Raw genomic sequence first — 24,524 nt, 5'->3', positions numbered from 1 at the left:
GGTGTCTGGGGACATACCCGAAACCCCGCACATGGTGAGCGGCCGCATCCGTGACACCTCGCTCGTCTCGGTCGCCGTCGAGGGGCGCGAGGGGCAGGTGGCTCCGGACGGATCCGCCGAGGCCGAGGCCCTGATCCCGGTGATCGAGCGGCTGTGCCGTGGTGCGGGCGGCGTGGTGTCCGTCTCGGGGCACATGGCGTGCCGGACGGATGGCTCTCGTCCGTCCCACGACGGCACATGACGCCGCTGCGGCACCGCGCCGTCAGCCGCCGATCCCCCTCTGAAGTCAGCCGGTGATCTCGACGCGACGCGGTGTGGCCTTCTCGGCCTTCGGAACGCGCACAGTGAGCACCCCGTTGGTCAGGTCGGCGCTGATGTGTTGGGTGTCCGAGTTCGGCGGCAGACTCATGCGGTAGTCGAACTGCCCCATGCGCCGGGCCTGCCGCCGTACGACGCCGGCGCGTTCCTTCTCCTTGATCTCGCCGTGGACGTCGAGCTCGGACTGCCAGACCTCGATGGTGATCTGGTCCTTGTCCACGCCGGGCAGCTCCAGCTCCACCAGATACGCGTCCTCGGTGTCCTCGATGTCGGCCGGCGGCGCCCATGCCCCGGCGACTCCCGGTTCACCGCGGCCGGGGAAGACGGACTGCATCAGCCGGTCCATCCGCGTGTGCAGTTCCTCGAGTTCGCGGAAGGGGTCCCCTACCGGGGGAACACCCCTGTCACGACGGACGGGCGATGTCATCGCTCAACCTCCCTGTGCCTGGTCCGGCAACTGACGGCCGGTCTCCGGCCCGGCACTCCCACCGGTCGAGGACGCGGCGACGCCCTCGATGTCGCGCCCTGCGAATTCCACCAGCTGCCGGCCGAGGTCCTGCATCGCCCTGCCCGCCGCCAGCTCGTCTCCGATCTCCGGGACGTCCGCGTCAGCGGGGTTGCGGTGTGCGGAGCCGTGGCCGGTGAGCTGCGCTGTCCTGGTGTCCAGCACCACGCGTGCCTTGGTCGTTCCCTCTTCCTCGAAGAGGTAGAGGCGGACCTTCCATTCAACGGTATGCGACATGGCGTTCTCCTCAGCGTGCGGAGCGCTGCGGCCCGCATGCGCTCGGCCCAGTGGTTCGCACATGGGTGCCCGAGGCCCGGACCCTGTCCTCGATGCGGCGCCGGACCTGTTCGGTCAGTGCGGTCAGCCGCCCGGAGGTCACCGCCCGGGGCGCGACGGGCGCCCGGATCCCGCGCGCGGCCGGCGGGAGCCCGGCCAGGTCGGCGGTGAATCTCTCTCCGCTCTCCGCCGCGGTGGCGCGTTCGCCGGCGCGCGTCCCCCCTTCCATCATCGTCACCAGCATCGGCTCCCCTTCCGAGGGCGGTGGCTCGTCCCGCATCGCGATCACATCGCCGTACCCGGGACGGCGGAAGACCTGCTTCTGTCCGGGGGCGTTCACCTTGGCCGTGGAGAGCTTCATCACCGGCCGCCGGTCGTACTCGACCAGCTTGTAGGCGGAGTCCAGGTACGGGGCGTCCGCCGAGACACCGACACGCGTGCCGACGGCGTAGACGTCGATCGGCGCTTCGGCGCGGATCAGTTCGTCAACGGCGTACTCGTCGAGACCGCCGCTGGCGACGATCCGTGCCTCCGGCAGCCCCGCCGCGTCGAGGATCGCGCGCGCCCTCACGGCGAGGACACCGAGGTCACCGCTGTCCAGCCGTACCGCCCAGCCGCGCCCGCAGGTGGCGTGATCGATGTCTCGCAGCACACGCGCGGCCACACGGACGCCCGCCTCGGTGTCGTAGGTGTCCACGAGGAACGTCACCGGACCGGGGTGTGAGCGGACGAAGGCGCGGAACGCTTCTTCCTCGTCTGGGAACGCCTCGATGTAGGAGTGCGCCATCGTGCCGACGGCCGTCAGCCCTTCGGACGTGGCCGCGGCGATGTTGCTCGTTCCGGCGAATCCGACCATAGCGCTCAGCCGGGCGGCCTGGTAGCCGGCCTGGAGGCCATGGGTGCGTCGCAGGGAGAAGTCCACGACAGGGTGTCCGGCTGCGGCCAGGACACAGCGGGCAGCCTTCGAGGCGAGCGTCGTCTGGTGATTGACCTGGTTGAGTACGTAGGTTTCGACCAGCTGTGCCTGCGGAAGCGGAGCGGTCACCTCCAGCAAGGGCTCTCCCGCGAGGACGATCCGCCCCTCCGGCACCGCCCGCACCTGACCGGTGAACTCCATGCCGCACAGCGGCTCCAGATCGCGGGCGGGCCGGTGCAGCGCCGAGGCAAAGGCGTCGACGTCCTGAGCCGTGATCCGGTAGTCGTTGAGGAAATCGAGCGACGACTCCACGCCGGCGGCCACCAGGAAGCCCCGGTCGGGCGGCATGTCACGGACGAAGAGACTGAACGTCGCCGAGCCCGTCAGCCCCTCCTTCAGGTACGACATCGCCATGGTGACCTCGTACAGATCAGTGGTCGTCGCATCGGACATCAGCGTCACCTCCCCGGCGCCGTTCCCGGGCCCGGATCTGTCACCCCTGCGACCGGGCGGACCACAGGGGCTCCACCCGCTCCCATTCGGCGTCCCACTGGGCGTACCTCCTGCGGTTCAGCGCCCGTCGCACACCCATTCGCCCGGTGACGTAACAGGTGTACACGCCCACCGCCGTGAGGCCGCCGGTCAGCCAGCCGGTGGCGGTCGCGTTGCTCGCGGACAGCGGTGGATCCTGTACGGATCCCGCCCGGTCCACCCAGATGCGCACGCTGGACCCCACGGTCACGGCCAGGGGTACCTGAGCGGTTCCGGTCCGCTGCCGGCCGTCCTTCCCCGTCCAGGTCACCCGCACCGTCTGCTTCTCGTTCGCGGCACTGCCGGGTGCTGCCCCGGGGGCCGACGTCACTCTCGCCGGTACCTGGTGCCGCTGCTCAGACTGGGCCTGGGCGATGCGCAAGGTGGACGCGTGGGCGGCGAGCCCCGCGCTCACCGAGGCCACCGGCAGTCCGAGGACCAGCACCAGGAGCAGCAACCGAGAGCACCAGGCTTCGATCCGGTCGGCGCTACGTCCCAGTGGCTTCGGGCCCTTGGCCGGGCGCTGCTGCCTCTGCGGCCCGTCGGGACGGGATGCGTGCGGCGAATCCTGCGTGCCCATGGTCTGGCCTCCAGCCGTCGCTGGTGCGTCCCCCTCGTGTCCGGCTTCTCCACCACCTTCCAGGACCGGGCAGAACGCGGTCACGGGGCCGAAGGTCCCTGTCGGCCACCACTCGGCTCATCCCGCCCCCACCGCTCACGTCCGCGGAACGACCGCGATCGGGCACGGCGCGTGATGCAGCACCACGTGGTTGACCAGGTCCAGCTGCAGACCGACGTGCCCATGCCGCCAGCGAGCCCCGGCCACCAGCAGATCAGCGTCGGCCGCGGCGTCCAAGAGCGCCCGTCGCACCGCACCCTCGACGACCTCGCTGTTCACCGGCACATCCCGGTGTCGCTCCGCTGCCTCGCGCAGCGCCTCGTCGAGCACCTGCACCGATGGGCGCCGCAGCGCTTGAAGGGCACCCCTGCATGCACCCTGTGAGGCCGCGCCGATCACCTCGGACACCTCGCGCTCCCCGGCGGTGGCGTGCACGCGACGGCGCCGGACCGCCTCGTCGGCGGCCCAGTCCACCGCCTCCAGGCTCGCCTGCGACCCGTCGACACCGACCACCAGGGGAAACGTCACCGCACGTGTCCCCTGTGCGTGCCAGATCCGCTCGGACCGGACCCCGTGCCGGGGGTCCCTTCCTCGGCCGGTCCACATGCGTCGAGGTGAGGAGTGCGGTACTTCTCGAAGGAGAGAACACACCATCGGCATGTCGGCGCCGTCCGGACCGTCCACGGACTCGTTCACCGTGATCCACCGTCGTTTCCAGCTTCCTACGAGGCGGAGGCAGCCCCCATGGAGCCAGTCGTCACCGTGGGCCTGGACGGCTCACCCGAGAGCCTCGCCGCTGCCCACTGGGCCGCCGACGAGGCGGAGAAGCAGGGACTCACCCTGCGTCTGCTGCACGCGTGGCCGCTGCTGGCGCCGGAGCCGACCAGCATTCCCTCGGAAGTGGATCAGAACTACTGGGCGAAACGTCTCGTCCATACCGCGCGGGCGGAGCTCCAGGCACGCCACCCGGGTCTGTCCGTCGTCGGAAACCTGGTCGCCGACGACGCCCAGGAAGCGCTGCTCCAGGCGGCGTCGGACTCCGCGATGCTCGTACTCGGTTCGCGAGGCCTGGAGTCCGTCGAGAGCTACTTCCTCGGTGACGTCAGCATGCCCGTCGCGGCACGTGCCGAGCGGCCGGTGGTGCTGGTCCGCACCACGGCGCGCGGCAAAGGGGCGCCCCCGTCATCCGTGAGCCGCGTGGTCGTGGCCTTGAAACTGCACGGGGCCTCCGACGATCCGCACGGGTCCTCCGACGACCTGCTCGACTTCGCCTTCCGAGCCGCTGCGGCCAGAGGTGTCCCTCTCTTGGCCGTCCACGGCCGAAGCGTGCCGCTTCACGCACGCGTGCCCTGGGGCGTGGACCACGGCATCACCGAAGAGATCAAGCAGGACGCCCACCAACGGCTGAGCCAGACGCTCAGACCCTGGCACGAGAAGTATCCGCGGGTGGAGGCGACCGACAACATTCGTCTGGCAAGTCCGGCCAAGGCCGTTGTGGAGGCCGCCGAAGGTGCCGCGCTGCTGGTCGTCGGCCGACGCAAGCACGGTCCGGGCCGGGCGCCGCATCTGGGTCCGGTGGCGCAGGCCGCCATTCACCACGGTCGCTGCCCCGTCGCAGTCGTCCCGCATGACTGAGAACGGCCACCGGGTAAGGCCGGTCCGGCCGACGCCCGGGGCAGACACCTCCGCGCCGCCGACCGGTGCCGATCACGACGTCCGGCCGCCGCCGCGGGCCGAGGTGTGCGAGACCCACAGCGCGATCGTGTTCTTCGCCGGCGACCGCGCCTACAAGGTCAAGAAGCCGGTCGATCTGGGGTTCTTGGACTACACCACGGTGACGGCTCGCCGGGCCGCGTGCGAGCGCGAGGTCGCTCTCAACCGCCGCTTCGCCCCCGACGTCTACCTGGGCCTGGGCGAGATCCGCAGCCCCGATACGGCGGAAGCCGAACCGATGGTGGTGATGCGCCGGATGCCCGCGGACCGCCGCCTGTCCCGGCTGGTGCGGGAAGGGGTGGCCGTGGACGATGTCCTGCGGGCCGTCGCCCGGCACCTCGCCGCTTGGCACGCGGAAGCGCCCCGCGGCCGGGACGTCGCGGAACAAGGCACGCGGGACGCGCTGTCCTCGCGCTGGGAAGCGAGCTTCGCGCAGGTCGACGCGCTGGCCGCGGACGGCTTCGTGCCCGAAGGGGTGACGGAGGTAGAGCGGCTCGTGCGCCGCTACCTCGTCGGCCGCGAGCGGCTGTTCGACGCCCGCATCGAGCAGGGGCGGGTGGTCGACGGTCACGGCGACCTGCTTGCCGAGGACGTGTTCTGCCTCGACGACGGCCCACGCGTACTGGACTGTCTGGAGTTCGACGACCACCTTCGCTACGTCGACGGCCTCGACGACGCCGCCTTCCTCGCCATGGACCTGGAACAGCTCGGCGCACCTGATGCCGCGGCCTACTTCCTCGCCCGGTACAGCGAGTACTCCGGCGATCCCGCGCCTCCTTCCCTGTGGCACCACTACGTCGCCTACCGCGCGTTCGTCCGGGCGAAGGTCTCCCTGATCCAGGCACGGCAGGGCGCGGCCGGCGCGCAGACGGCGGCGCGCAGACTGGTCTCGACGACGCTGCGCCACCTGCGCACCTCCGCCGTCTGCCTGACGCTCGTCAGCGGGCTGCCGGGCAGCGGAAAGTCCACCCTCTCCGGGGCCCTGGCCGATCGGCTGGGAGTGACGCTGCTCAGCAGCGACCGCGTCCGCAAGGAACTGGCGGGCATCCCCGCGGAGCAGTCCGCGGCGGCCGACTACGGCGAGGGCCTGTACACGCCCGAGTGGACCGCCCGAACCTACGCCACCCTGCTCGACCGAGCGGCGGCCCTGTTGTCCTCCGGTGAATCCGTCGTCCTGGACGCCTCCTGGACCGACGAGACGCAGCGTGAAGCGGCCGTGCGCATGGCCGAACGCGCCGGCGCCGACCTCGTGGCCCTGCACTGCCACGTTCCCCGCGAGGTGTCAGCGGCCCGCCTGTCCGCGCGCGGGCCCGGCCCCTCCGACGCCGACCTGGAGATCGCCACCGCCATGGCTGCCCGGGAATCGCCGTGGCCCGAAGCCGTCGCGGTCGACACCAGCGGCCCGTTGGAATCCACGGTCGCCCAGGCGTTGGCTGCCGTGCGTCCCTGGGGCACTGGCCACGCCCCGGTCTTCCGCCGCCCTTACATGGAGCCGGACTGAAGGAGTGCTCATCCCGGCGGCTTGCGGGGACCAGAACCGCGCCGCGTCTCCCCGTTTCGCGTAAGGCGGCGGATTCCCTCATGGTGGGTCGTACGGGGAACGTCCGACCGGCAAGGGCAGTGGACCCGGTGCAGTGGCCCGTCAGGCCCCCCGGAAGGAGGCCACCATGGGCGAACAGAGACCGCTCGCTCCCGGCGAGGCATGGCGCGCCGTTGCCTCATGCGTCCTCACCACGTTCGCGCTGCTCGCCCGGCACCGGATCCGCCTGCCGAAGGAACGGGTGGGCATGCGGCTCCGCTTCGCCGACGGCACCTCGGCCCGGGTGTACCGGGAGACCCGCCTCGGCAGCGGCCTGGCGAAGGACCCCTGCACACTGGCGGTCACCTTCAGGCTGCGCCTGGTGCACGGACCCCGGCACGCGCTGTTCCGCAGGGAGAGCCTGCTGAACACCCCGCTCTTCGTGGGATTCCCCGGTTTCACCTCGAAGCTGTGGCTGAGCCACGACGAGCAGGGCCGCTACCGCGGCGTGTACGAGTGGGACGGCCCGCAGCGCGCCGAACGCTACGCGCGTTCCCTGTGGCGGATTCTTGCCCTGGTCAGCGCGCCTGGATCGATCAGTTATGCCGTTGTACCCGGGGTACGCCGCGACGACATGATCACAGCGTCCGGTAGGGTCGCGGGCCAGGCACCGCCCGACACCGCGGCATGGTGGCGCGTTCAAGCCGGGGTGTGACGACAGCGGTGGACATCCTGATCGTCGGCGCCGGTACGACCGGCCTCACCCTGGCGCTACAGGCTCATGATCACGGAGCGCGGGTCCGGGTCGTCGAACGGCGTACGGAGCCGTTCCGGCCGTCGCGCGCGCTCATCCTGCACCCGCGCACCCTGGAAGTTCTGCGCCCCCTCGGCGTCACGGACGAGCTGCTTGAGCTGGCGGACACCGCCCCGACGGCACATCTGCATCTCGGTTCGCACGTCGTCGAAGCCCGGCTCGCCGATCTCGACCTGCCCGACACGGCCTTCCCGCACCTGTCACTCCTGCGGCAGATGGATGTCGAAAGAGTGCTGACGGGGGCACTCGCCGAGCGCGGGGTGACAGTGGAACGGGGTACCGACCTGCTCACTGCCCGCGACGACGGGTCCAGCGCGCGTGCCGTGCTGCGATCACGCGACGGCATCGAGGAGATCCGCTGTCCCTTCGTCGTCGGCTGCGACGGCCCGGCCAGTACCGTGCGGAGCTGTGCCGGCATCGGGTGGCACGGCAGGCCCTACGCCGAAGAGGTGGTCCTGGCCGACCTGGAGATCGACGGCATGCCCGGCCGCACCGGGGCATCCTGTGCTGAGGTGTTCGCGGGGCGCCAGGGGCTGTTGTTCCTCTTCCCGCTCGGAGAACAGGCCACCTGGCGGCTGCTGGCCACCCGGCCCTCCGCCGGCGCAGCCGGCCAGGACTTCGGCGAGCCGGGACCCTCCGTCCCGCGAGCCGAGCTTCAGCATCTCCTGAGCGACGCGGGGATGCCGGCACGGATCGAGCGTCTCGCGTGGTCCGCGCGGGTGCCGCTGCAGTGCCGCCTCGCCCGGCGATTCCGGCGAGGACGGCTCTTCCTCGCGGGGGACGCCGCGCACACCTACTCGCCGGCCACCGGCCAGGGCATGAACGCCGGCATCCAGGACGCGGTGAACCTCGGATGGAAGCTCGGCTTCGCGGTGAGCCGCTTCAGCGGGGAGCCCGCCGACCGGACGGAAGCCGGGAAGGGAGACGCCGACACGTTGCTCGCCTCCTATGACAGGGAGCGCAGGTCGGCTGCGCACCGACGGCTGATCCTCACGCACGCGGCGTTCTGGGCGGAGGCATCCACCGGCCGCGTCCCTTCTTGGCTGCGCGCGGTGGCCGCTCCGCTCGTGGCCCCGGTCATACCCGCCGTCCTGGACCGGCGACGGCCGGTCGCCGAGGTCGTCCGTCTCATCTCCCAGCTTCGGGTGAACTGCCGGCACAGCCCTTTGTCGGTGGAGGGAACATCGCGCCTGCGTGGCGCTCCTCGCCCTGGAGACCGTCTGCCCGATGCGACCGTCAGCGTCGAAGGAGCTCCCAGGCGGCTGCACCAGTTGCTGGCCCGCCCGGGCGTGCACGTGCTGCTGCAGTGCGACGCCGACTCGCCGCCCGAAGAGGTGCTCGGCCCCCTGGTCACCGTCGTCCGGCTGGCGAACAGCCCCGGTCGCGGTCTGCTGGCCGTCCGCCCGGACGGACATGTCGGCTTCCGGAGCGAGACCGCCGATCCGGCCGCCCTGACCGGCTGGCTGTCACTGGTCTGCGCGCCGGGGTCTCCACCCGTCCGACCATGACCGGCTCCGACGGCGGCACAGGCCGACGGTCGCGGTTGCCCGGGTGTCCGTCCTGGGGCGACGGTGGGGACAGGGGGCCGAGCCGGCCTGAAGGTAGGTGATCATGCGAGCCCTCGTCTACCACGGCCCCGGACAGATCTCCTGGGACACGATCATCGATCCGGCGATCGAGGACCCCACCGACGCCGTCGTCCGCGTCGACGCCACCACCGTCTGCGGCACCGACCTGCACATCCGGCGAGGAGATCTGCCGGAGGTCAGGCCGGGAACGGTCCTCGGCCACGAGGCGGTCGGCGAGGTGGTGGAAGGCGGCCGCGAGGTCCGCTCCATCGCCTCGGGCGATCAGGTGATCGTGTCGTCCGTCTCGGCCTGCGGCCGCTGTCAGTTCTGCCGGGACCGCATGTCCGGACAGTGCGGCGATGGCCGGGGTTGGATCCTCGGGAGGCTGATCAACGGAACTCAGGCAGAGTTCGTGCGGGTCCCCTTCGCGGACTTCTCCACCCGGCGGCGGCCCGGCGCACTGGCGCTCGCGGACGCCGTCCTGCTCGCCGAAGTCCTGCCCACCGCCTACGAGGTGGGGGGCGGAACGGACACCCAGGCCCGGGAGACACCGTCGTGGTCGTGCGCGCCGGTCCCATCGGGCTCGCCACTGTCGTCACCGCCCGGATCTGCTCACCGCGTCGGCCTCAGCGAAACGGTGGTCGCCTACGACGTCTTCCTCCCACGGCCCTCCACCGGCGCCCTCAAAGTCGTGCTGCGCCGCGAGTGAACCGCCCGAACGGGCCGGACGGGCCTGCGGTCAGGGCCGTCCGGCCCTACAAGCCGACGGCGAGCAGCGGTGCCATGGAAGTGAGCCGAGGGCCGTAGAGAGACACGGCGAAGCGGAGCGAAACCGCGCACCGTGCGATTCGGGCCCGCAAGAAGCGGGCGGCCCCCGGCTCCATCACCGTCGGCAGCGACCGCCTCCCGTCGCGTCGGCTCATGTCCTGCGGCCGAGGTGCGGCCCATGCCCCGCTCGGTGAATCTGGGGTGAGGGGGGAGTGCGGGAGGAGCGCCCATGCGCTGGGAAACCATCCACAAGGACACCGCGCCCGTCGTCCGCCCCCGTCTCACCGACTATGACCGGGCGCGTTCCACCTTCACCTGGTCGCAGGCGCGTGCCGCGCTGGCAGGACTGCCCGGCGGTGGCCTCAACATGGCCTACGAGGCGGTCGACCGGCACGCGATCTCCTACCTCGCGGACAAGGCCGCATTGCGGTGCGTCGCCCGGGACGACTCCGTCTCCACCGTCACCTACGCGGAACTTGCCCGTCGTACAGCCCGCTTCGCGAACGTGCTGTCGTCACTCGGCGTCGGCCACGGGGACCGGGTGTTCACCCTGCTCGGCCGCTGCCCCGAGCTCTACACCGCGGTGCTGGGCACGCTGAAGACCGGCGGCGTGCTCTGTCCGCTCTTCTCCGCCTTCGGTCCGGACCCGGTCGAACAGCGACTGTGTCTCGGTGACGCGCGGGTCCTGGTCACCACCGCTGCCCTGTACCGGCGCAAGGTCGAAGAGCGTCGGACGTCCGTCCCCGGACTGCACCATGTCCTGATCGTCGGCCCCGGCGCCGAGGAACTGCCCGGTACCGTCTCCTTCGACGACCTGATGTCCGCCGCCCCGGACACCTTCACCATCCCGCCGACGTCGCCTGACGACATGGCTCTGCTGCATTTCACCAGCGGCACCACCGGCACACCCAAGGGCGCGGTCCACGTCCACGAGGCCGTCGTCGCCCACCACGCCACCGCCGCGTACGCCCTCGATCTGCACTCCGAGGACGTGTACTGGTGCACCGCCGACCCCGGCTGGGTCACCGGCATGTCGTACGGGATCATCGCCCCGCTCGTGCACGGTGTGACGGTCGTCGTCGACGAGGGCGACTACGACGCCCGGCGCTGGTACCGCATCCTCGGCGAACAGCGGGTCACTGTCTGGTACACGGCCCCCACTGCCCTGCGCATGCTCATGCGCGCCACGCCACGCCACGGCCCGTACGACCTGCCGCGCTCCTACGACCTGTCGGCCCTGCGCTTCATCGCCTCCGTCGGCGAACCGCTCAATCCGGAAGCCGTCGTGTGGGGGCGGGACGTGCTGGGCCTGCCGGTGCACGACAACTGGTGGCAGACCGAGACCGGCTGCATCATGATCGCGAACTTCGCGGCCTGCGAGATCCGGCCCGGCTCGATGGGGCGTCCGCTGCCCGGTATCGACGCGACGGTGCTGAGGCAGGGCGAGGACGGCCGGGCGCTGGTCATCGACGGCCGGGTCACCCACGAGGACGTCCCGGGTATTGAGGGCGAGTTGGCGCTGCGGCCGGGCTGGCCGTCGATGTTCCGCGGCTATCTGCACGACAAGGAGCGCTACGACGCCGCGTTCGCGGACGGCTGGTACCTGACCGGTGACCTGGTCAGGCGGGACGCGGACGGCTGGTACTGGTTCGTGGGACGCGCCGACGACGTCATCAAGTCGGCGGGACACCTGATCGGCCCGTTCGAGGTGGAGAGCGCACTGATGGAGCACCCGTCGGTGGCCGAGGCCGGCGTGATCGGGCGGCCGGACCCGGTCGCCGGGAACATCGTCAAAGCGTTCGTGTCACTGCGGCCAGGTGTCGAGCCCACCCCGGATCTGGAACGGGAGCTGCTGGCCTTCGGCCGTCGCAAGCTGGGGGCCGCCGTCGCACCCCGGGAGATCACCTTCGACCAGAACCTGCCCAAGACCCGCAGTGGCAAGGTCATGCGCCGACTCCTGCGTGCGCGCGAACTCGGACTGCCTGCAGGCGACTTGTCGACCTTGGAGGGATCCGCATGAGTGTGGAGGGCCCTACCCGCACGCGTAAGGACCCGGCGCAGGGGACGTCCGGCAAGAAGGCCGGGACGGCCAAGCGGAACGCACGCACCGCGTCTTTGCCGCGGCGAGGTGCCGCCGGACATCGGACGGACCTGCTGGAGGCGATGCTGCGCATCCGGCGTTTCGAGGAGCGGTGTGTCGAGCTGTACAGCGCGGCGAAGATCCGCGGCTTCGTCCATCTCTACATCGGCGAGGAGGCCGTCGCCGTCGGCGTCAACGAGGCCCTGACACCCGAGGACGCGGTCGTCTCCACGTACCGCGAACACGGTCACGCGCTGGCCCGCGGGATCACGGCCGAGGCCGTCATGGCGGAGATGTACGGCAGGACCACCGGGTGCAGCGGCGGCCGGGGTGGTTCCATGCACCTGTTCGACGCGAGCCGGCGCTTCTACGGCGGCAACGCGATCGTGGCCGGCGGACTTCCCCTCGCCGCGGGCCTCGCCCTGGCCGACCGCATGCGCGGGCAGTCCCATGTCACCTGCTGCTTCTTCGGCGACGGGGCGTTCGCCGAAGGCGAGTTCCACGAGACGGCGAACTTGGCGGCTCTGTGGAAACTGCCGCTTTTGCTCGTCTGCGAGAACAACCTCTACGCGATGGGCACGGCGCTGGAGCGGCACGAGGCGCAGACCGACCTGGCCATGCGCGCCGCCTCCTACGGCATGGTCGCCTGGGCCGTGGACGGCATGGACGTCGAGGCCGTCGAACTGGCCACCCGACGGGCCGTGGAGGGCATCCGGGCCGGCACGGGACCGCACTTCCTGGAGCTGCGGACCTATCGCTTCCGCGCCCACTCGATGTACGACCCGGACCGCTACCGGCACAAGCCGGAGATCGAGCGGTGGAAGTCCCGGGACCCGGTCGGCCTGCTCACGGAGCGCATGCGCGAGAGCGGTGAGCTGGACGACGGCGAACTGGCCCGCATCGAGCACCGGATCACCGCCGCGATCGACCACGCCGTCGAAGCAGCGGAACAGGCGCCCGAGGAACCGGTCGAGCATCTGCTGCACCACGTCACGAGTTCCTCGGCGGAGGTGGTGAGCCGACCGTGAGCGACGACGGAACGCACGAGGCGAAGACGACCTACCGGGAGGCGATGCGCGAGGCGCTGCGGGAGGCCCTGGGCTCGGACGACCGAGTCTTCCTCATGGGCGAGGACGTGGGCCGCTACGGCGGATGTTTCGGCGTCAGCCTCGGGTTGCTGGAGGAATTCGGGCCCGAACGCGTCCGCGACACTCCGCTGTCGGAGTCCGCGTTCGTGGGCGCCGGCATAGGCGCCGCCCTGGCCGGGATGCGGCCCATCGTCGAGATCATGACCGTCAACTTCAGCCTGCTCGCCCTCGACCAGATCCTCAACAACGCCGCCACCCTGCTGCACATGTCGGGCGGCCAACTGCCCGTGCCGCTGGTCATCCGCATGACCACGGGTGCGGGACGGCAGCTCGGCGCCCAGCACTCCCACAGCCTGGAAGGCTGGTACGCGCACATCCCCGGCATCCGCGTCCTCGCCCCCGCCACCCTCGAGGACGCCCGCCACATGCTGGCCCCGGCACTCGCCGACCCGGACCCCGTCCTGATCTTCGAACACGGCAGCCTCTACAACGTGTCCGGAGAACTCCCCGAGTCCACCGTACCCGTGGACCTGGACCACGCCGCGATCCGCCGCCCCGGCACCGACGTCACTCTGATCACGTACGGCGGTTCCCTGCCCAAAGTCCTCGCGGCGGCGGACGCGCTGGCCGCCGAGGGCATCAGCGCCGAAGTGATCGACCTGCGCACGCTCCGCCCTCTCGACGACTCGGCCATCACCGCCTCCGTGGCCCGTACCCACCGTGCGGTGGTGGTCGACGAGGCGTGGCGGACGGGAAGCCTCGCCGCGGAGGTGTCCGCCCGCATCGCGGAAGGATCGTTCTATGAACTGGACGCACCCGTCGAGCGGGTGTGCAGCGCGGAGGTGCCCATGCCGTACGCCCGGCGGCTGGAGGAAGCCGCCCTGCCGCAGACCGCCGGCGTCGTCGCGGCGGCGCACCGGGCGGTGGACTGATCATGGCCGAGTTCACCATGCCGTCCCTCGGCGCGGACATGGACGAGGGCACGCTCCTGGAGTGGCTCGTGGGTCCCGGTGACCTCGTCCACAAGGGCGATCCGGTCGCCGTCGTCGAGACCGCGAAGTCGACGATCGAGGTGGAGTGCTTCGAGACGGGGACCATGACCCAACTGCTCGTGGAGCCCGGCACGACGGTGCCGGTGGGCACGCCGCTCGCCCTGATCGGCCCGACGGAGAGGAAGCAGCGGGAGCCGGAACAGGCGGGCACGAAGTCGCGCAAGCCGAGGAAACCGGCGAAAGCCGGCACGCCGGGGAAGGACGGCACGCCGGGGAAGGACGGAAAAGCCGAGGGCCTCACGGAAGCCGGGAAGGGCGGGCGTCGGCCGGTCCGCCACGTGTCGAAGAAGGGCGAGCCCTCCGAGTCCCCGAACCCGCCCCCCGTACCCGTCCTGGCCCCCATGCCGGTGCCGGCCGCGGCCGGGCAGCACAGTCACCTCGAGGCCGGCCCCCTGATCCGGCACCTCGCGGAGCACAGCGGCGTCGACCTGGAGACACTCCACGGCTCCGGTCCTGGGGGGCGCGTCACCCGGACCGACGTCGAACAGGCGGCGGCCGCCCGAGCCACTGGCCGGCCGCCACGCGTACGGGCCACCCCCCGCGCCCGGCGGCTCGCCGCCGAACTGGGCGTCGACCTCGCCACGGTGACAGGGACGGGCAGCGAGTCGGCCGTCCGTGCCGCGGACGTACGCCAAGCGGCAGCACCGGGCCCGTCGGCTCCGGCCCCACCCGCACACGACGGCGCGGCCCCGGTGCGTCCATCCGCTGAAAGGTCTTCTGCCGCACGCCCGGCCGAAGACCGGGCGGCGGCCATGCGCCAGGCGATCGCCGGCCTCATGACCCGCGCCAACCGGGACATCCCCCACTACTACCTCTCCACGACCGTCGACATGGCCGCCGCGATGGACTGGCTGCATGAGCGCAACCGGCGCAGCCCCGTCGGTGAGCGGCTGCTCCCCGCCGCCCTGCTGCTCAAGGCGGCGGCCCTGGCTGCCAGGGAGATCCCTCAGCTGAACGGCTTCTGGACCGATGACCGGTTCACAGCAGGCGAGGGCGTGCACCTCGGCGTGGCCGTGTCCCTGCGCGGCGGAGGGCTCGTCGCCCCCGCGCTGCACCACGCCGACACCCTGGCACTCCCCCAGTTGATGACCGCCCTGAAGGACCTCGTCACCCGGGCCCGCGCGGGCAGGCTGCGCGGTTCCGAGGTGTCCGACGCCACGATCACCGTCACCAACCTCGGCGATCAGGGCGTGGAAGCGGTCTTCGGTGTGATCTACCCGCCGCAGGTGGCCCTGGTCGGCTTCGGGCGGGTGGTCGACCGGCCGTGCGCCGTGGACGGCCTGCTGGGCGTACGGCCCGTGGTCACGGCGACGCTCTCGGCCGACCACCGGGCGACGGACGGCGCCCTCGGCGCCCGCTACCTCACGGCGGTCACCCGCCTGCTGCAGAACCCGGAGCAACTGTGAACATGAACCGTACCGATGCACTGGACCTGGTCAGGGAGTCGATCTCCGCCGTCGTTCCCGACGCGGAGGTCGCCGCGCTGGGGCCCGACGACGCGTTCCGCGACGTGCTGGAGATGGACTCGCTGGACTTCCTGAGTTTTGTGGAAGTCCTCAGCGAACGGTCCGGTGTCCGCATCGACGACGAGGACACGCCCCGGCTCACCACGCTGTCCGCCAGCGCCGACTTCCTCGTCGCCCACACGCCGTGACGTGCGCAGGCGGCCGTCGGCCCCGGTCGCGGGGGCGACCCATGGCTCAGACCGCTTCGAGGTCGTCGACGACATCGACCACGTCGTCCATCTCCCGTACGGCTGCAATCAGTTCGGGGACCACGGCCTTGTCCACTTTCCCGGTCATGATCACCACGCCGTTCTCCACGGTCACATCGACGGCGCGCGGCCCCAGCACATACCGGCCGACCAGGGACTCGACCTCGGCGCGGATCTCGGCATCGTCACGGACCAGGGCCCGCAGCAGATCGCGTCGGCTCACCACACCGACGAGCCGACCGTGATAGTCGGTCACGGGAAGCCTCTTCAGCCGCGCATGGGCAGCGGTCCAGGCGGCGTCCGACACCCGCTCCGCCGGATGGACGGTGACCGGCGGGAAGGTCATCAGCGTGGCCGCGGTGTCGCCCTGGCTCTTCTCGTACAGGCGATGTCGCCGCAGCCTGCCGACGGGTCCGTGCCGGTGTGGTTCCGCCATGACGGCGGCCTTGGCCAGCAGGTCCGACTCCGAGACGACACCGATCACGTGGTCGTCGGCGTCGACCACCGGTACGGCGCTCACCTGTTCCCGGGCAAGGACGCGGGCCACGTCCAGGAACGGCATGTCGCCGGGGACCGAGACCGCCGGAACGTGCATGACGTCCCGCACGCGCGGTACGGCCGGAGCCTCGGCGGAGAACGCGTCCGCGTCCGCGGCAGGCGTGTCTCGTGCCTCACCCGAGGCGGCAGGCTCGGACCGCTCGGCGCTCCTTGCCGACGCGGCGGCGGCGACCGCTCCGAGATAGCGGCGCAGCGCGTCCTGCCGCGGTTCTTCCTGAGGCGTCCAGGGGCGGCCAGGCATGGTACGGCGGGCCTCTTTCTCCGCGGAGCTGTGCTCGAAGTCGCTCACGGCTGCCTCCCGGGGGACGCCTCCACCTACGGGGTCAGTCTGACATCGATCCGGTGGGGTGGCCTCCGGGCCGAACGGTCCCGCCGGGGGACGCGTGACCCAGCGCGGCGCGACAGGTCTCCGTCCACCGTGGAGACTGGGAAGCGCGCCACCAAGACACGGGGAACGGGGTCTTGGACAGACCTGGAGGAGAGTTCGTGGCGGGTTTCCGGAACTTTCTGACACGGTTCCGGCCGGCAGCCTCGCCGGGCCGTGCCGCGCCCGGTGGTGTCCCCGCGGACCGCTCCGCCGAGCTTCGCGCGGAACTCGCACCACCGCTGGCCCTGCTCGAAGAGGCGGAGTCGGAAGCCCGGGCCGTGCGCGAGCGGGCCGCCGCCACGGCCGCGTCCCGTCTGCGGGATGCCGAACGGCAGGCCGAGATGATCGCTGCCCACGCCCGTGAGGAGGCCCGCCGGGTACGGGGGGACGCGTCCGAGCAGGTGCTGCGTGCCGCCGAGGGCGAGGCCGCGGCACTGCGCGCGACAGCCGAGCGTGAGGCAGCCGTCATACGTGGCCGTGCCAGGGCTCGTACGTCCCCACTGGTCGAGCGCGTGCTCGTCAGGGTGCTGGAGGATCTCGCGGCGCGGGAGGGATCGCCACCGGCACCTGACCGGGCCGGGGATCACGGAACACCCCACGGGGGGTGTCCCTGATGGGAGCCGGTCGGGTGGCCGGTGTGACCCGGGCACGCGCTCTGCGGACCAGGTGCCTGGGCCCGGACGGTGTCCGGAACGTGGCCGGCTCCCGGACGTTGGACGACGCCTTGCGCTACCTGTCCGCCACCGCGTACCGGCACGACGTCACCCCGGGCGCCACCACGGCCGAAGCCCAGCGTGCGGTCTCGACGACCCTGCTGTGGCATCTGCGCGTCCTCGCCGGCTGGCAGCCGGCCACCGGCGCCGACGCCGTCCGGGCACTCGCCGCCGGATTCGAGATCTCCAACACCGAACAACACCTGAGGGCTCTCGCGGCCGACCCGCGCCGGCCGGGCCCCCAACGCCTCCCTCCCCCGCCCTACCGCCTGGGCGCGCTGGCGATCGCCTGGACACGGCTCGCCCGCACCCGTACGCCGGCGGAACTGCGGACCGCGCTGGCGGCCTCCCCGTGGGGCGACCCCGGGGGCGATTCCCCGGCCGCGGTCGCCACGGGCATGCGGGTCTCCGCCGCCGTACGGCTCGCGACGGAGGTTCCCGACGCGGCACGCTGGGCGGCGGCCCGGCTCGCCCTGCTGTTCGGCCGTGAGGTGTTCGTCGTCGGCCGGCGCCTGCCGGACGTCTCCGTCCGCCGGGCGGCCCGGCTGCTGGGCGGGCGGGCGGTACGGGCGGGGTCGTACGCCGATTTCCGGCAGGCGCTGCCGGCCACCGCGAAGTGGCTGCTGAACAGCCTCGACGAGGCGGCGAATCTGTGGCGGGCGGAGGCACGGTGGTGGGACGCCGTCGAGCGGGACGGCCGGGAGCTGCTGCGCCGCTCCCGCTTCGGGCCGGAGCCCGTGGTGGGAGCCGTGGCAGTGCTGTCCGCCGACGCCTGGCGCACTCGCGGCGCGCTGGAACTGGCGGCCCGGGGCGGCGGCCCCGGCGACTGGCCCGCGGAGGTGCTCGATGCTCCGGGCTGAGTCGGCGATCCCGGTCCGCATGCGCAGGGTGGCCGTCGTCGCCCCCGAGCGGGCACTGCGCGAGAGCCTGGTGCGCATCGCCGAGGCGGGCTGCGTCGAGATCGATCTGGCCGACGACGGTGGGCCGGATGTCCGCGGCCCCGCGGCGAGACGGCTGCAGCGGCTGCGCGCCGAGCCGGCACAACCGGTTCTCAGCGAGGTTCCCCCCGACCTGGAGACCCTGGAGCGCGAGGGCCGGGCGGACCTGCTGGCGGGTGAGGCGCAGATGGAGGAACGTCTCGGCAGCGCGATCCGGCGCGGCGCGGTCGCGGCACTGGCCGGCTGGTGTCCCGAGGCGGAGCTGGGCACCACGACGGCGCGCATCGCCGGTGCCGGGGGCGCGCTGGTGCCGCTGCGCACCCCGCGTGGCGTCGACCCGCCCACTCTGCTCGCCGGAGCCGCCTCCGCACCCCCGGCGCATCAGGCGCACCCGGCGACGACGGTACGCCGCTCCTTCACACCGCTGGTCACGACGTACGGAACCGTGCCCTACGCCGACCTGGACCCCACGATGGCCGCCGGAATCGTCTACGTGGTGATGTTCGGCCTGATGTTCGGCGACGCCGGGCATGGGCTGCTGCTGGTCGCCTTCGCGCTGCTGCTGCGGGCGGGCCGGCCACGCCGGGCGGCGACGCTGCGCCCGCTGTGGCCCTTCGTCGCCGGGGCCGGGCTGGCCGCCACCCTGGCCGGAGTGGCGTACGGCGAGTTCTTCGGTCCGACCGGTGTTCTGCCCGTGCTGTGGCTGGAACCGCTGGACGAGCCCATGCGGCTGCTGGCCACCGCGGTCGCCTTCGGTGCCGTGCTGCTGGCCGTCGCCTATGCCGCGGGGATCACGAACCGTTGGCGGGAGGGCGGCCCGGCGACGGCCCTGTACGCGACAACCGGTGTGGCCGGGGCGATGCTCTACCTGGGTCTTGCCGTCGTCGCCGGGTACGTGTGGCTCGGCCGTGCGGCGTACGGCGTGGTGGGGGGTGTGATCGCCGTGGCCGGCCTGGTGCTTGCCGGGGTGGGGCTGCACACGACCACGGCCGGCGGCCCGGGCGGTGCCGTACAGACCGGCATCCAGCTCTTCGACGCCGTGGTGAGGATCGGCTCCAACGTCGTGTCCTTCGCGCGGCTCGCGGCCTTCGGCCTGACGCACGCGGCGCTCGGCTCCATCGTCTGGGAAGGCACGACAGCGCTGGCCGGACGGGGCCCGGTCGGCGTCGCGGCGGCCGCACTCGTCTTCCTGCTCGGCAATGCCCTGGCCTTCTCGCTGGAGGCGCTGGTGGCGGGCGTCCAGGCGCTCCGGCTGGAGTTCTACGAGCTGTTCTCCCGCCTCTTCGAGGGCGAGGGCCGCCCCTTCAGGCCCTGGCATCTGCCCGTGCAGCACCGCACGCCGTCTGCCGTCGCGGCCGGGCCGCTCGCCGCGCACGTGGCCGGCCCACACACCCCGGCGAGGGAGGAGTATCCGTGATCACCTGGTTCCTGGCCCTTCCGGTCGTCGTGGCGGGATTCGTCGCCGTACGCCTGGTGCTGCGGCGCTCGGGCCGCACCGCCCTGTGGTGGATGGTCGCCGCCGACGCCGTGCTCCTGCTGGCCGCCACCGCGGTGCTGACACTGGCGCTCGGCGGCGGATCCGCCCAGGCGGCGAGCACCGCAGCGCAGAACTCCGGTTCCGGTTCCGGGTCCGCCGCCCTCATCGGTGCCGCGATCGCGGTGGCCGGCGCGACGATAGGCGCCGGCATCGCCGTCGCCTACACCGGTGCGGCCGCCCTCGCGGCCCTCAGCGAACGGCCCGAACTCTTCGGCCGCGCCATGGTCATCGTCGGCCTGGCCGAGGGCATCGCCATCTACGGGCTGGTCGTGGCCGTCATCCTCATCGGGAAGGCGTGAGGACGGTGGGGCGCGTCGCCGCCCTCGGAGAGCGCGCCCGTGTGGCCGGTCTGGCCCTGGCCGGAGTGGACGTTCTCGTCGCCGACGACGCCGAGGCCGTGCGCCGGGTCTGGCGGAGTCTGCCCGAGGGCGTCGACCTGGTGATCCTCACCCCTGCCGCGGCCGAGGCGCTGAAACCCGACTCCGCGGCGGCCGGGAGCCACCGCCCGCTGACCGCCGTGATGCCGCCATGACGACCCCGGCCCCCGAAGGGACGACCAGCGCACTCCACCCGGTCCGGGCGGAGCTGCTGCGGTCGGCTCACTCCGATGCCGAAGCGCTCCTGGCCCGCGCCGAGCAGGAGGCGGCCACGCTGCTCGACCGGGCCCGCGCCGAGGCCCGGGCGGTCCTCGACGAGGCCGCGCGCCAGGGCGAGGCGGATGGCGCGGACGCCGCCCGCGACCTTCTTGTCAAAGCCCGCCGGGAGGCCAGGGCACACACGCTCGCCGCGCGTCGGGAGGCATATGAGGAACTGCGCCGCGAGGCCGTCGCACGGGTTCGGGAGCTGCGCGGGAGCGAGGGATACGCGTCCCTGCGGGAGCGGCTGGAACGCCGGGCCCGGTGCCTCCTGGGGCCCGGCGCCGAGGTGAGCGAGCACCCCGACGGGGGTGTGGTGGCCGAGGTGCCGGGCAAGCGGATCGACCTCTCGCTCACCGCGCTGGCCGATCGCACGCTCGCTGGGCTGGGAGCGGAGGTGCGGAGCCTGTGGGAGCCATGACGGAAGCCGGTGGACGGCGTCGGCGGCCCGCTGCCCGGCAGCCGGTCTCCCGGATCCTGCGTGTCACCGGGCCGCTGGTCGAGCTGGGGTACACAAGTGGTATCGCGATGTACGACCTGGTCTCGATCGGCCCGGCCGGGCTGCCCGGCGAGGTGGTGGCCATCCGCGGTGACGTGGTCACCGTACAGGCGTACGAGTACACCGGGGGGCTCGCTCCGGGACAGACGGCTCAGCCCCAGGGCCGCCCGTTGTCGGTCCGGCTCGGCCCCGGGTTGCTCGGCGGGATCTTCGACGGTCTGCTGCGCCCCCTGTCCGATGCCGGCGACTGGCTGCTGCCCGGCACGCAGCGGACTGCTGGCGAGGAACGCGCCTGGTCCTTCTCTCCCCTGGTCACGCAGGGTGAGCAGGTGACCGAGGGGCAGATGCTCGGCGAGATCCGTGACGCGGGACCGGTGCCGGTGCGGGTCCTCGTGCCGCCCGGCTGCGCGGGCGAGGTCGCGGAGATCTCCGGTGCCGGAGAGCATGCGCGCGACGCGACGGTGGCCGTGGTGGGCGGCGCCGAGGTGACGGTCGGCGCTCTGTGGCCGGTGCGCCGGCCACGCCCGGTAAAGGAGCGCGTCGACAGCCACGAGGCCCTCACCACCGGCCAGCGGGTGATCGACCTGCTCTTTCCCGTGGCCCGGGGCAGCACGGTGGCGGTGCCCGGCGGCTTCGGCACCGGCAAGACGATGCTGCTGCAGCAGATAGCCAAGTGGTGCGACGCGGACGTCATCGTCTACGTCGGCTGCGGGGAGCGCGGCAACGAGATGGCCGACGTCATCACCGAACTTGCACAACTGCGGGACCCTCGCACGGGCGGACGCCTCGCGGACCGCACCGTGACGATCGCCAACACCTCCAACATGCCGATGATGGCGCGTGAGGCAAGCGTGTACACGGGGATGACGGTCGCCGAGTACTTCCGCGACATGGGCCTGGACGTCGTGGTCATCGCCGACTCGACCTCCAGGTGGGCGGAAGCGCTGCGCGAGTTCGCCTCCCGTACCGGCGCGCTGCCCGCGGAGGAGGGCTACCCGGCCGGTCTGGCCTCCGCCATCGCCGCCTTCTACGAACGGGCCGCCTCCGTGATGACTCTCGGTGGCGCCCGCGGCTCGGTGACGGTCATCGGCGCGGTGTCCCCACCGGGCGGGGACATGACGGAACCGGTGACCGCGCACACCGAACGCTTCGTCCGCTGCCTGTGGACCCTCGACCGCGACCTCGCCTACGCCCGCCACTACCCGGCGGTCTCCTGGGCCGGGTCCTTCTCCCGGGACGTACCGGTCCTGTCCGCCGGGCATCGCGCGCTCGGCGATCCGGCCTGGGTCCGGCGCCGCGAGCGGGTGGGAGCGGTACTCGCGGAGGCCGACCGGCTGGCCGACCTGGTGGAACTGATCGGCATCGCGGCTCTTCCGGCCCGGGAGCGCATCAGCGTCCTGGCCGGGAGGCTGATGCGCGAGGGCGTGCTGCAGCAGAGCGCGCTGTCGGAGAAGGACGCGTACTGCGGCCCGGAGAAGACGGCCTCGCTGGCCGACGCCGTCCTCGCGGTCGCCGACCGCTGCCGCGAGCTGGTGGACTCCGGTGTCCCGGCGGCTTCGGTGGAGGAGGTCGACTTCGGCCCCCTGCTGCGTGCCCGGGAGGACACCGGCCCGTACGACGCCACCGGCGTGGCGGCGCGGCGGGACGCGATGCTCGCCAGGCTGGGGGACATGCGGCCATGAGCCTGTCCGACCTGATCGAGTACACATCGGTGCGCGAGCTTCGAGGACCGCTCGCTGTCGTCGACGGCGTGACCGGGGTCGGCTGGGACGCATACGTCCACCTCACTCTCGCCTCGGGCGAGCGGCGCCACGGCGTGGTCCTGGACGCCGACCGCGACCTGGCGGTCGTCCAGGTGCTGGAGGGCACCGCGGGCATGGACCCGGAGGGCGTCCGGGCCGCCTTCTCGGGCAGCCCGCTGCGCGTCCCGGTCGGCACCGACTGGCTCGGCCGCGTCTGCAACGGCCGCGGCGAGCCCCTGGACGGCGGCCCGCCCGTCGTCGGCTCCCACACCGCCGAGGTGGGCGGCGCCCCCATCAACCCGGTGCGGCGCGACCCGCCGTCCGAGCCGGTGCTCACCGGTGTGGGGGCCGTCGACGCGCTGACCACGCTGGTACGGGGGCAGAAACTGCCGGTGTTCTCCGTGGCCGGGCTGCCGCACCTGGAGTTGGCCGCCCAGATCGCCGCCCAGTCCACCGCGGCCGGCGAGGCGTTCAGCGTCGTCTTCGCGGGTATGGGGCTCACCCACGCCGACGCCTCCTTCGTACGCGACGCCCTGGAAGAGCGGTCCGCCGCCGGAGAACTGGTCCTGCTGCTGAACACGGCCGACGACCCGGTCATCGAGCGGATCCTCACCCCGCGGATCGCGCTCACGGTCGCCGAGCACCTCGCCTTCACCGAGGGACGGCACGTCCTTGTGGTGATGACCGACATGACGACGTACGCCGAAGCGCTGCGCGAGGTCTCCGCCGCCCGCGGGGAGATCCCCGCCCGCCGCGCCTACCCCGGCTACCTCTACAGCGACCTGGCCTCCTTGTACGAACGGTGCGGACGTATCAAGGGCCGTCCCGGCTCGGTCACCGTGCTGCCCGTGCTCACGATGCCCGCGGGCGACATCACCCACCCTGTGCCGGACCTGACCGGCTACATCACCGAGGGGCAGATCGTGCTCTCGCCCGAGACGCACGCGCGGGGCGTCTACCCGCCCCTCGACGCCCTGTCCTCCCTCTCCCGCCTGATGCGCAAGGGAGCGGGCCCCGGCCGTACGCGCGACGACCACCTCGACGTCGCCGCCCAGTTGCTGGCCGCCCTGGCCCGGGCCCGGCAGGTGCGCGATCTCGCGGACCTTGTCGGCCAGGCGGCGCTGAGCCCCACCGACCGCCGCTACCTGAACTTCGAGGAGGCGTTCCTGCGGGACTTCGCCGAGCAGCGCAGCGACGCACCGCGCGGCCTCGACGCCTCGTTGGAACGCGGCTGGCAGGCACTGCTCACGCTGCCCCGCAGCCAGCTGTCCATGCTCCCGGCCCGGCTCCTCGACGCCCGTGGGGCGAAGGACCTCGACGAACTCACCGATGCCGATGCTCCCGGCGATGCCGGTGATTCCGGCCGTGCCGGTGCCCGCGACGATCCCGGCGAGGAGGCTCCCCGGTGACCGGCACCCGCCGTACGCCGCCCGGGCGTGCGGGACGCATGCGGCTGCGGCACAGCCACGACGTCGCCGAGCGGGGAGCCGACCTGCTGGAGCAGAAACTGCGCATCCTCCGCTCCGAACAGGAGCGGCTGCAGCGCGCGGAGGAGGCAGCTGCCCGGTCCTGGCGGGATCTGCTGTCCGAGGCCGAGAGCTGGCTGCTGCGGGGACTGCTCCTGGGCGGGGAACAGGCTCTCGCCTCGGCCGCCATGGGCATCGGCCCCGCCGAGGTCACGGTGCGCTGGGCCACGTCCATGGGAGTACGTCATCCGGCGGCGGTCTCCCTCTTCGTACCGCCCCGTCCGTCCACCGCCTCCGCTCCCACCAACACGGCCCTGGTGCACGCCGAGGCGGCATACGGCCGTGCCGTGCGTGCCGCCGCAGAGTTCGCGGCGGCCCACGCCGCCGCCGAGTCGGTGAGTGCGGAGGTGATCAGCACGCGGCACCGGGTCCGTGCCCTGCGCCGCCACTGGATACCCCGGCTGCGGGAGGCCCTCGACCGGGCCGACCTGGCCCTTGAACAGGCCGAGCACGAGGACGGCGTCCGGCGGCGCTGGGCCGCGGGGGAAGCCGGGGAGAGCGGATCGGGGGCCGGGCAGTGACCGTCGG

Annotated in this window: 24 protein-coding genes and 1 pseudogene; 19 read left to right on the top strand and 6 right to left on the bottom strand. The window is 72.4% G+C overall.

Annotation, left to right across the window (positions count from 1 at the left end; translation table 11 throughout):
* The first annotated feature begins 31 nt into the window (after nt 1-31).
* Complete coding sequence (locus ACF1AL_RS35820) at nt 32-241, top strand: hypothetical protein (RefSeq protein ID WP_391780848.1); 210 nt, start codon at nt 32-34, stop codon at nt 239-241.
* A gap of 45 nt (nt 242-286) precedes the next feature.
* Here the strand turns inward: ACF1AL_RS35820 and ACF1AL_RS35815 are convergent, their stop codons facing one another.
* The 5 genes from ACF1AL_RS35815 to ACF1AL_RS35795 all read right to left on the bottom strand — a co-directional run bounded on the left by ACF1AL_RS35815 (nt 287) and on the right by ACF1AL_RS35795 (nt 3,693).
* Nucleotides 287-745, bottom strand: a complete 459-nt coding sequence (locus ACF1AL_RS35815; protein ID WP_391780847.1) for an Hsp20/alpha crystallin family protein — start codon at nt 743-745, stop codon at nt 287-289.
* Nucleotides 746-748: 3 nt separating this feature from the next.
* A complete protein-coding gene (locus tag ACF1AL_RS35810; protein WP_391780846.1) occupies nt 749-1,060 on the bottom strand; it encodes a DUF1876 domain-containing protein in 312 nt (103 codons plus the stop codon).
* 10 nt (nt 1,061-1,070) lie between these two features.
* Entirely contained in the window at nt 1,071-2,468 is a 1,398-nt protein-coding gene (locus ACF1AL_RS35805; RefSeq protein WP_391780845.1) for a nicotinate phosphoribosyltransferase, read from the bottom strand.
* Nucleotides 2,469-2,508: 40 nt separating this feature from the next.
* Nucleotides 2,509-3,126 (bottom strand): hypothetical protein, encoded by a 618-nt coding sequence (locus ACF1AL_RS35800; RefSeq protein WP_391780844.1) that lies wholly within the window; start codon nt 3,124-3,126, stop codon nt 2,509-2,511.
* A 135-nt stretch (nt 3,127-3,261) separates the two neighbouring features.
* Entirely contained in the window at nt 3,262-3,693 is a 432-nt protein-coding gene (locus tag ACF1AL_RS35795) for a universal stress protein (RefSeq protein WP_391780843.1), read from the bottom strand.
* Nucleotides 3,694-3,909: 216 nt separating this feature from the next.
* On the opposite strand from ACF1AL_RS35795, the gene ACF1AL_RS35790 reads away from it, so the two are divergent.
* From ACF1AL_RS35790 to ACF1AL_RS35745, 10 genes and pseudogenes are all read left to right on the top strand, one after another.
* On the top strand, nt 3,910-4,800 hold the full coding sequence (locus ACF1AL_RS35790; RefSeq protein ID WP_391780842.1) for a universal stress protein: 891 nt from the start codon (nt 3,910-3,912) through the stop codon (nt 4,798-4,800).
* A gap of 103 nt (nt 4,801-4,903) precedes the next feature.
* Nucleotides 4,904-6,379, top strand: coding sequence for an AAA family ATPase (locus ACF1AL_RS35785; protein ID WP_391780893.1), 1,476 nt, complete (start codon nt 4,904-4,906; stop codon nt 6,377-6,379).
* A gap of 166 nt (nt 6,380-6,545) precedes the next feature.
* Nucleotides 6,546-7,112 carry a hypothetical protein gene (locus ACF1AL_RS35780; RefSeq protein WP_391780841.1) on the top strand — a complete coding sequence of 189 codons (567 nt, stop codon included), beginning with the start codon at nt 6,546-6,548 and terminating at the stop codon, nt 7,110-7,112.
* A complete protein-coding gene (locus tag ACF1AL_RS35775; RefSeq protein ID WP_391780840.1) occupies nt 7,109-8,719 on the top strand; it encodes an FAD-dependent monooxygenase in 1,611 nt (536 codons plus the stop codon). The genes ACF1AL_RS35780 and ACF1AL_RS35775 overlap by 4 nt, the downstream gene beginning before the upstream one ends.
* Before the next feature lie 103 nt (nt 8,720-8,822).
* Nucleotides 8,823-9,403, top strand: a pseudogene (locus tag ACF1AL_RS35770) (alcohol dehydrogenase catalytic domain-containing protein); the annotation flags it as partial.
* Between the two features lie 373 nt (nt 9,404-9,776).
* Nucleotides 9,777-11,567 carry an acetate--CoA ligase gene (gene acsA, locus ACF1AL_RS35765; RefSeq protein WP_391780839.1) on the top strand — a complete coding sequence of 597 codons (1,791 nt, stop codon included), beginning with the start codon at nt 9,777-9,779 and terminating at the stop codon, nt 11,565-11,567.
* Entirely contained in the window at nt 11,564-12,655 is a 1,092-nt protein-coding gene (pdhA, locus tag ACF1AL_RS35760) for a pyruvate dehydrogenase (acetyl-transferring) E1 component subunit alpha (RefSeq protein ID WP_391780838.1), read from the top strand. Before acsA ends, pdhA begins: the two co-directional genes overlap by 4 nt.
* A complete protein-coding gene (locus ACF1AL_RS35755) occupies nt 12,652-13,647 on the top strand; it encodes an alpha-ketoacid dehydrogenase subunit beta (protein WP_391780837.1) in 996 nt (331 codons plus the stop codon). The genes pdhA and ACF1AL_RS35755 overlap by 4 nt, the downstream gene beginning before the upstream one ends.
* Nucleotides 13,648-13,649: 2 nt before the next feature.
* Nucleotides 13,650-15,173 (top strand): 2-oxo acid dehydrogenase subunit E2, encoded by a 1,524-nt coding sequence (locus ACF1AL_RS35750; protein WP_391780836.1) that lies wholly within the window; start codon nt 13,650-13,652, stop codon nt 15,171-15,173.
* A gap of 2 nt (nt 15,174-15,175) precedes the next feature.
* Nucleotides 15,176-15,421 (top strand): acyl carrier protein, encoded by a 246-nt coding sequence (locus ACF1AL_RS35745; RefSeq protein ID WP_366839214.1) that lies wholly within the window; start codon nt 15,176-15,178, stop codon nt 15,419-15,421.
* Nucleotides 15,422-15,467: 46 nt separating this feature from the next.
* Here ACF1AL_RS35745 and ACF1AL_RS35740 read toward each other — a convergent pair whose 3' ends face one another.
* The gene (locus ACF1AL_RS35740) at nt 15,468-16,328 is read right to left on the bottom strand and encodes a CBS domain-containing protein (RefSeq protein WP_391780835.1); all 861 of its coding nucleotides are present in this window, start codon (nt 16,326-16,328) and stop codon (nt 15,468-15,470) included.
* Nucleotides 16,329-17,019: 691 nt separating this feature from the next.
* On the opposite strand from ACF1AL_RS35740, the gene ACF1AL_RS35735 reads away from it, so the two are divergent.
* Genes ACF1AL_RS35735 through ACF1AL_RS35700 form a run of 8 tightly spaced genes read left to right on the top strand, consistent with a single transcriptional unit; the run spans nt 17,020 to nt 24,517 of the window.
* Nucleotides 17,020-17,979: a V-type ATPase subunit gene (locus ACF1AL_RS35735; RefSeq protein ID WP_391780834.1), complete on the top strand. Its 960-nt coding sequence runs from the start codon at nt 17,020-17,022 to the stop codon at nt 17,977-17,979.
* A complete protein-coding gene (locus ACF1AL_RS35730; RefSeq protein ID WP_391780833.1) occupies nt 17,966-19,474 on the top strand; it encodes a V-type ATPase 116kDa subunit family protein in 1,509 nt (502 codons plus the stop codon). The genes ACF1AL_RS35735 and ACF1AL_RS35730 overlap by 14 nt, the downstream gene beginning before the upstream one ends.
* Nucleotides 19,471-19,893 (top strand): ATP synthase subunit C, encoded by a 423-nt coding sequence (locus ACF1AL_RS35725; RefSeq protein ID WP_391780832.1) that lies wholly within the window; start codon nt 19,471-19,473, stop codon nt 19,891-19,893. Before ACF1AL_RS35730 ends, ACF1AL_RS35725 begins: the two co-directional genes overlap by 4 nt.
* A complete protein-coding gene (locus ACF1AL_RS35720; RefSeq protein WP_366839220.1) occupies nt 19,890-20,126 on the top strand; it encodes a hypothetical protein in 237 nt (78 codons plus the stop codon). Before ACF1AL_RS35725 ends, ACF1AL_RS35720 begins: the two co-directional genes overlap by 4 nt.
* Entirely contained in the window at nt 20,123-20,650 is a 528-nt protein-coding gene (locus tag ACF1AL_RS35715; RefSeq protein ID WP_391780831.1) for a hypothetical protein, read from the top strand. Before ACF1AL_RS35720 ends, ACF1AL_RS35715 begins: the two co-directional genes overlap by 4 nt.
* Nucleotides 20,647-22,410, top strand: coding sequence for a V-type ATP synthase subunit A (locus ACF1AL_RS35710; RefSeq protein ID WP_391780830.1), 1,764 nt, complete (start codon nt 20,647-20,649; stop codon nt 22,408-22,410). The genes ACF1AL_RS35715 and ACF1AL_RS35710 overlap by 4 nt, the downstream gene beginning before the upstream one ends.
* Nucleotides 22,407-23,879 carry a V-type ATP synthase subunit B gene (locus ACF1AL_RS35705; protein WP_391780829.1) on the top strand — a complete coding sequence of 491 codons (1,473 nt, stop codon included), beginning with the start codon at nt 22,407-22,409 and terminating at the stop codon, nt 23,877-23,879. Before ACF1AL_RS35710 ends, ACF1AL_RS35705 begins: the two co-directional genes overlap by 4 nt.
* Entirely contained in the window at nt 23,876-24,517 is a 642-nt protein-coding gene (locus tag ACF1AL_RS35700; RefSeq protein ID WP_391780828.1) for a V-type ATP synthase subunit D, read from the top strand. Before ACF1AL_RS35705 ends, ACF1AL_RS35700 begins: the two co-directional genes overlap by 4 nt.
* Nucleotides 24,518-24,524 lie beyond the last annotated feature (7 nt).

The organism is Streptomyces sp. NPDC014801 (assembly GCF_043082085.1).
Taxonomy (GTDB): domain Bacteria; phylum Actinomycetota; class Actinomycetes; order Streptomycetales; family Streptomycetaceae; genus Streptomyces.
This window is presented reverse-complemented; position numbering and strand designations above follow the sequence as displayed.

Bases quoted from the DNA above. Each gene is read 5' to 3' on its own strand.
- ACF1AL_RS35810 (WP_391780846.1), bottom strand. From the start codon at position 1,060: ATGTCGCATACCGTTGAATGGAAGGTCCGCCTCTACCTCTTCGAGGAA.
- ACF1AL_RS35710 (WP_391780830.1), top strand. From the start codon at position 20,647: ATGACGGAAGCCGGTGGACGGCGTCGGCGGCCCGCTGCCCGGCAGCCG.
- ACF1AL_RS35815 (WP_391780847.1), bottom strand. From the start codon at position 745: ATGACATCGCCCGTCCGTCGTGACAGGGGTGTTCCCCCGGTAGGGGAC.
- ACF1AL_RS35745 (WP_366839214.1), top strand. From the start codon at position 15,176: ATGAACCGTACCGATGCACTGGACCTGGTCAGGGAGTCGATCTCCGCC.
- acsA (WP_391780839.1), top strand. From the start codon at position 9,777: ATGCGCTGGGAAACCATCCACAAGGACACCGCGCCCGTCGTCCGCCCC.
- ACF1AL_RS35750 (WP_391780836.1), top strand. From the start codon at position 13,650: ATGGCCGAGTTCACCATGCCGTCCCTCGGCGCGGACATGGACGAGGGC.
- ACF1AL_RS35790 (WP_391780842.1), top strand. From the start codon at position 3,910: ATGGAGCCAGTCGTCACCGTGGGCCTGGACGGCTCACCCGAGAGCCTC.
- ACF1AL_RS35735 (WP_391780834.1), top strand. From the start codon at position 17,020: ATGGGAGCCGGTCGGGTGGCCGGTGTGACCCGGGCACGCGCTCTGCGG.
- pdhA (WP_391780838.1), top strand. From the start codon at position 11,564: ATGAGTGTGGAGGGCCCTACCCGCACGCGTAAGGACCCGGCGCAGGGG.
- ACF1AL_RS35800 (WP_391780844.1), bottom strand. From the start codon at position 3,126: ATGGGCACGCAGGATTCGCCGCACGCATCCCGTCCCGACGGGCCGCAG.
- ACF1AL_RS35715 (WP_391780831.1), top strand. From the start codon at position 20,123: ATGACGACCCCGGCCCCCGAAGGGACGACCAGCGCACTCCACCCGGTC.
- ACF1AL_RS35805 (WP_391780845.1), bottom strand. From the start codon at position 2,468: ATGTCCGATGCGACGACCACTGATCTGTACGAGGTCACCATGGCGATG.
- ACF1AL_RS35780 (WP_391780841.1), top strand. From the start codon at position 6,546: ATGGGCGAACAGAGACCGCTCGCTCCCGGCGAGGCATGGCGCGCCGTT.
- ACF1AL_RS35730 (WP_391780833.1), top strand. From the start codon at position 17,966: ATGCTCCGGGCTGAGTCGGCGATCCCGGTCCGCATGCGCAGGGTGGCC.
- ACF1AL_RS35705 (WP_391780829.1), top strand. From the start codon at position 22,407: ATGAGCCTGTCCGACCTGATCGAGTACACATCGGTGCGCGAGCTTCGA.
- ACF1AL_RS35820 (WP_391780848.1), top strand. From the start codon at position 32: ATGGTGAGCGGCCGCATCCGTGACACCTCGCTCGTCTCGGTCGCCGTC.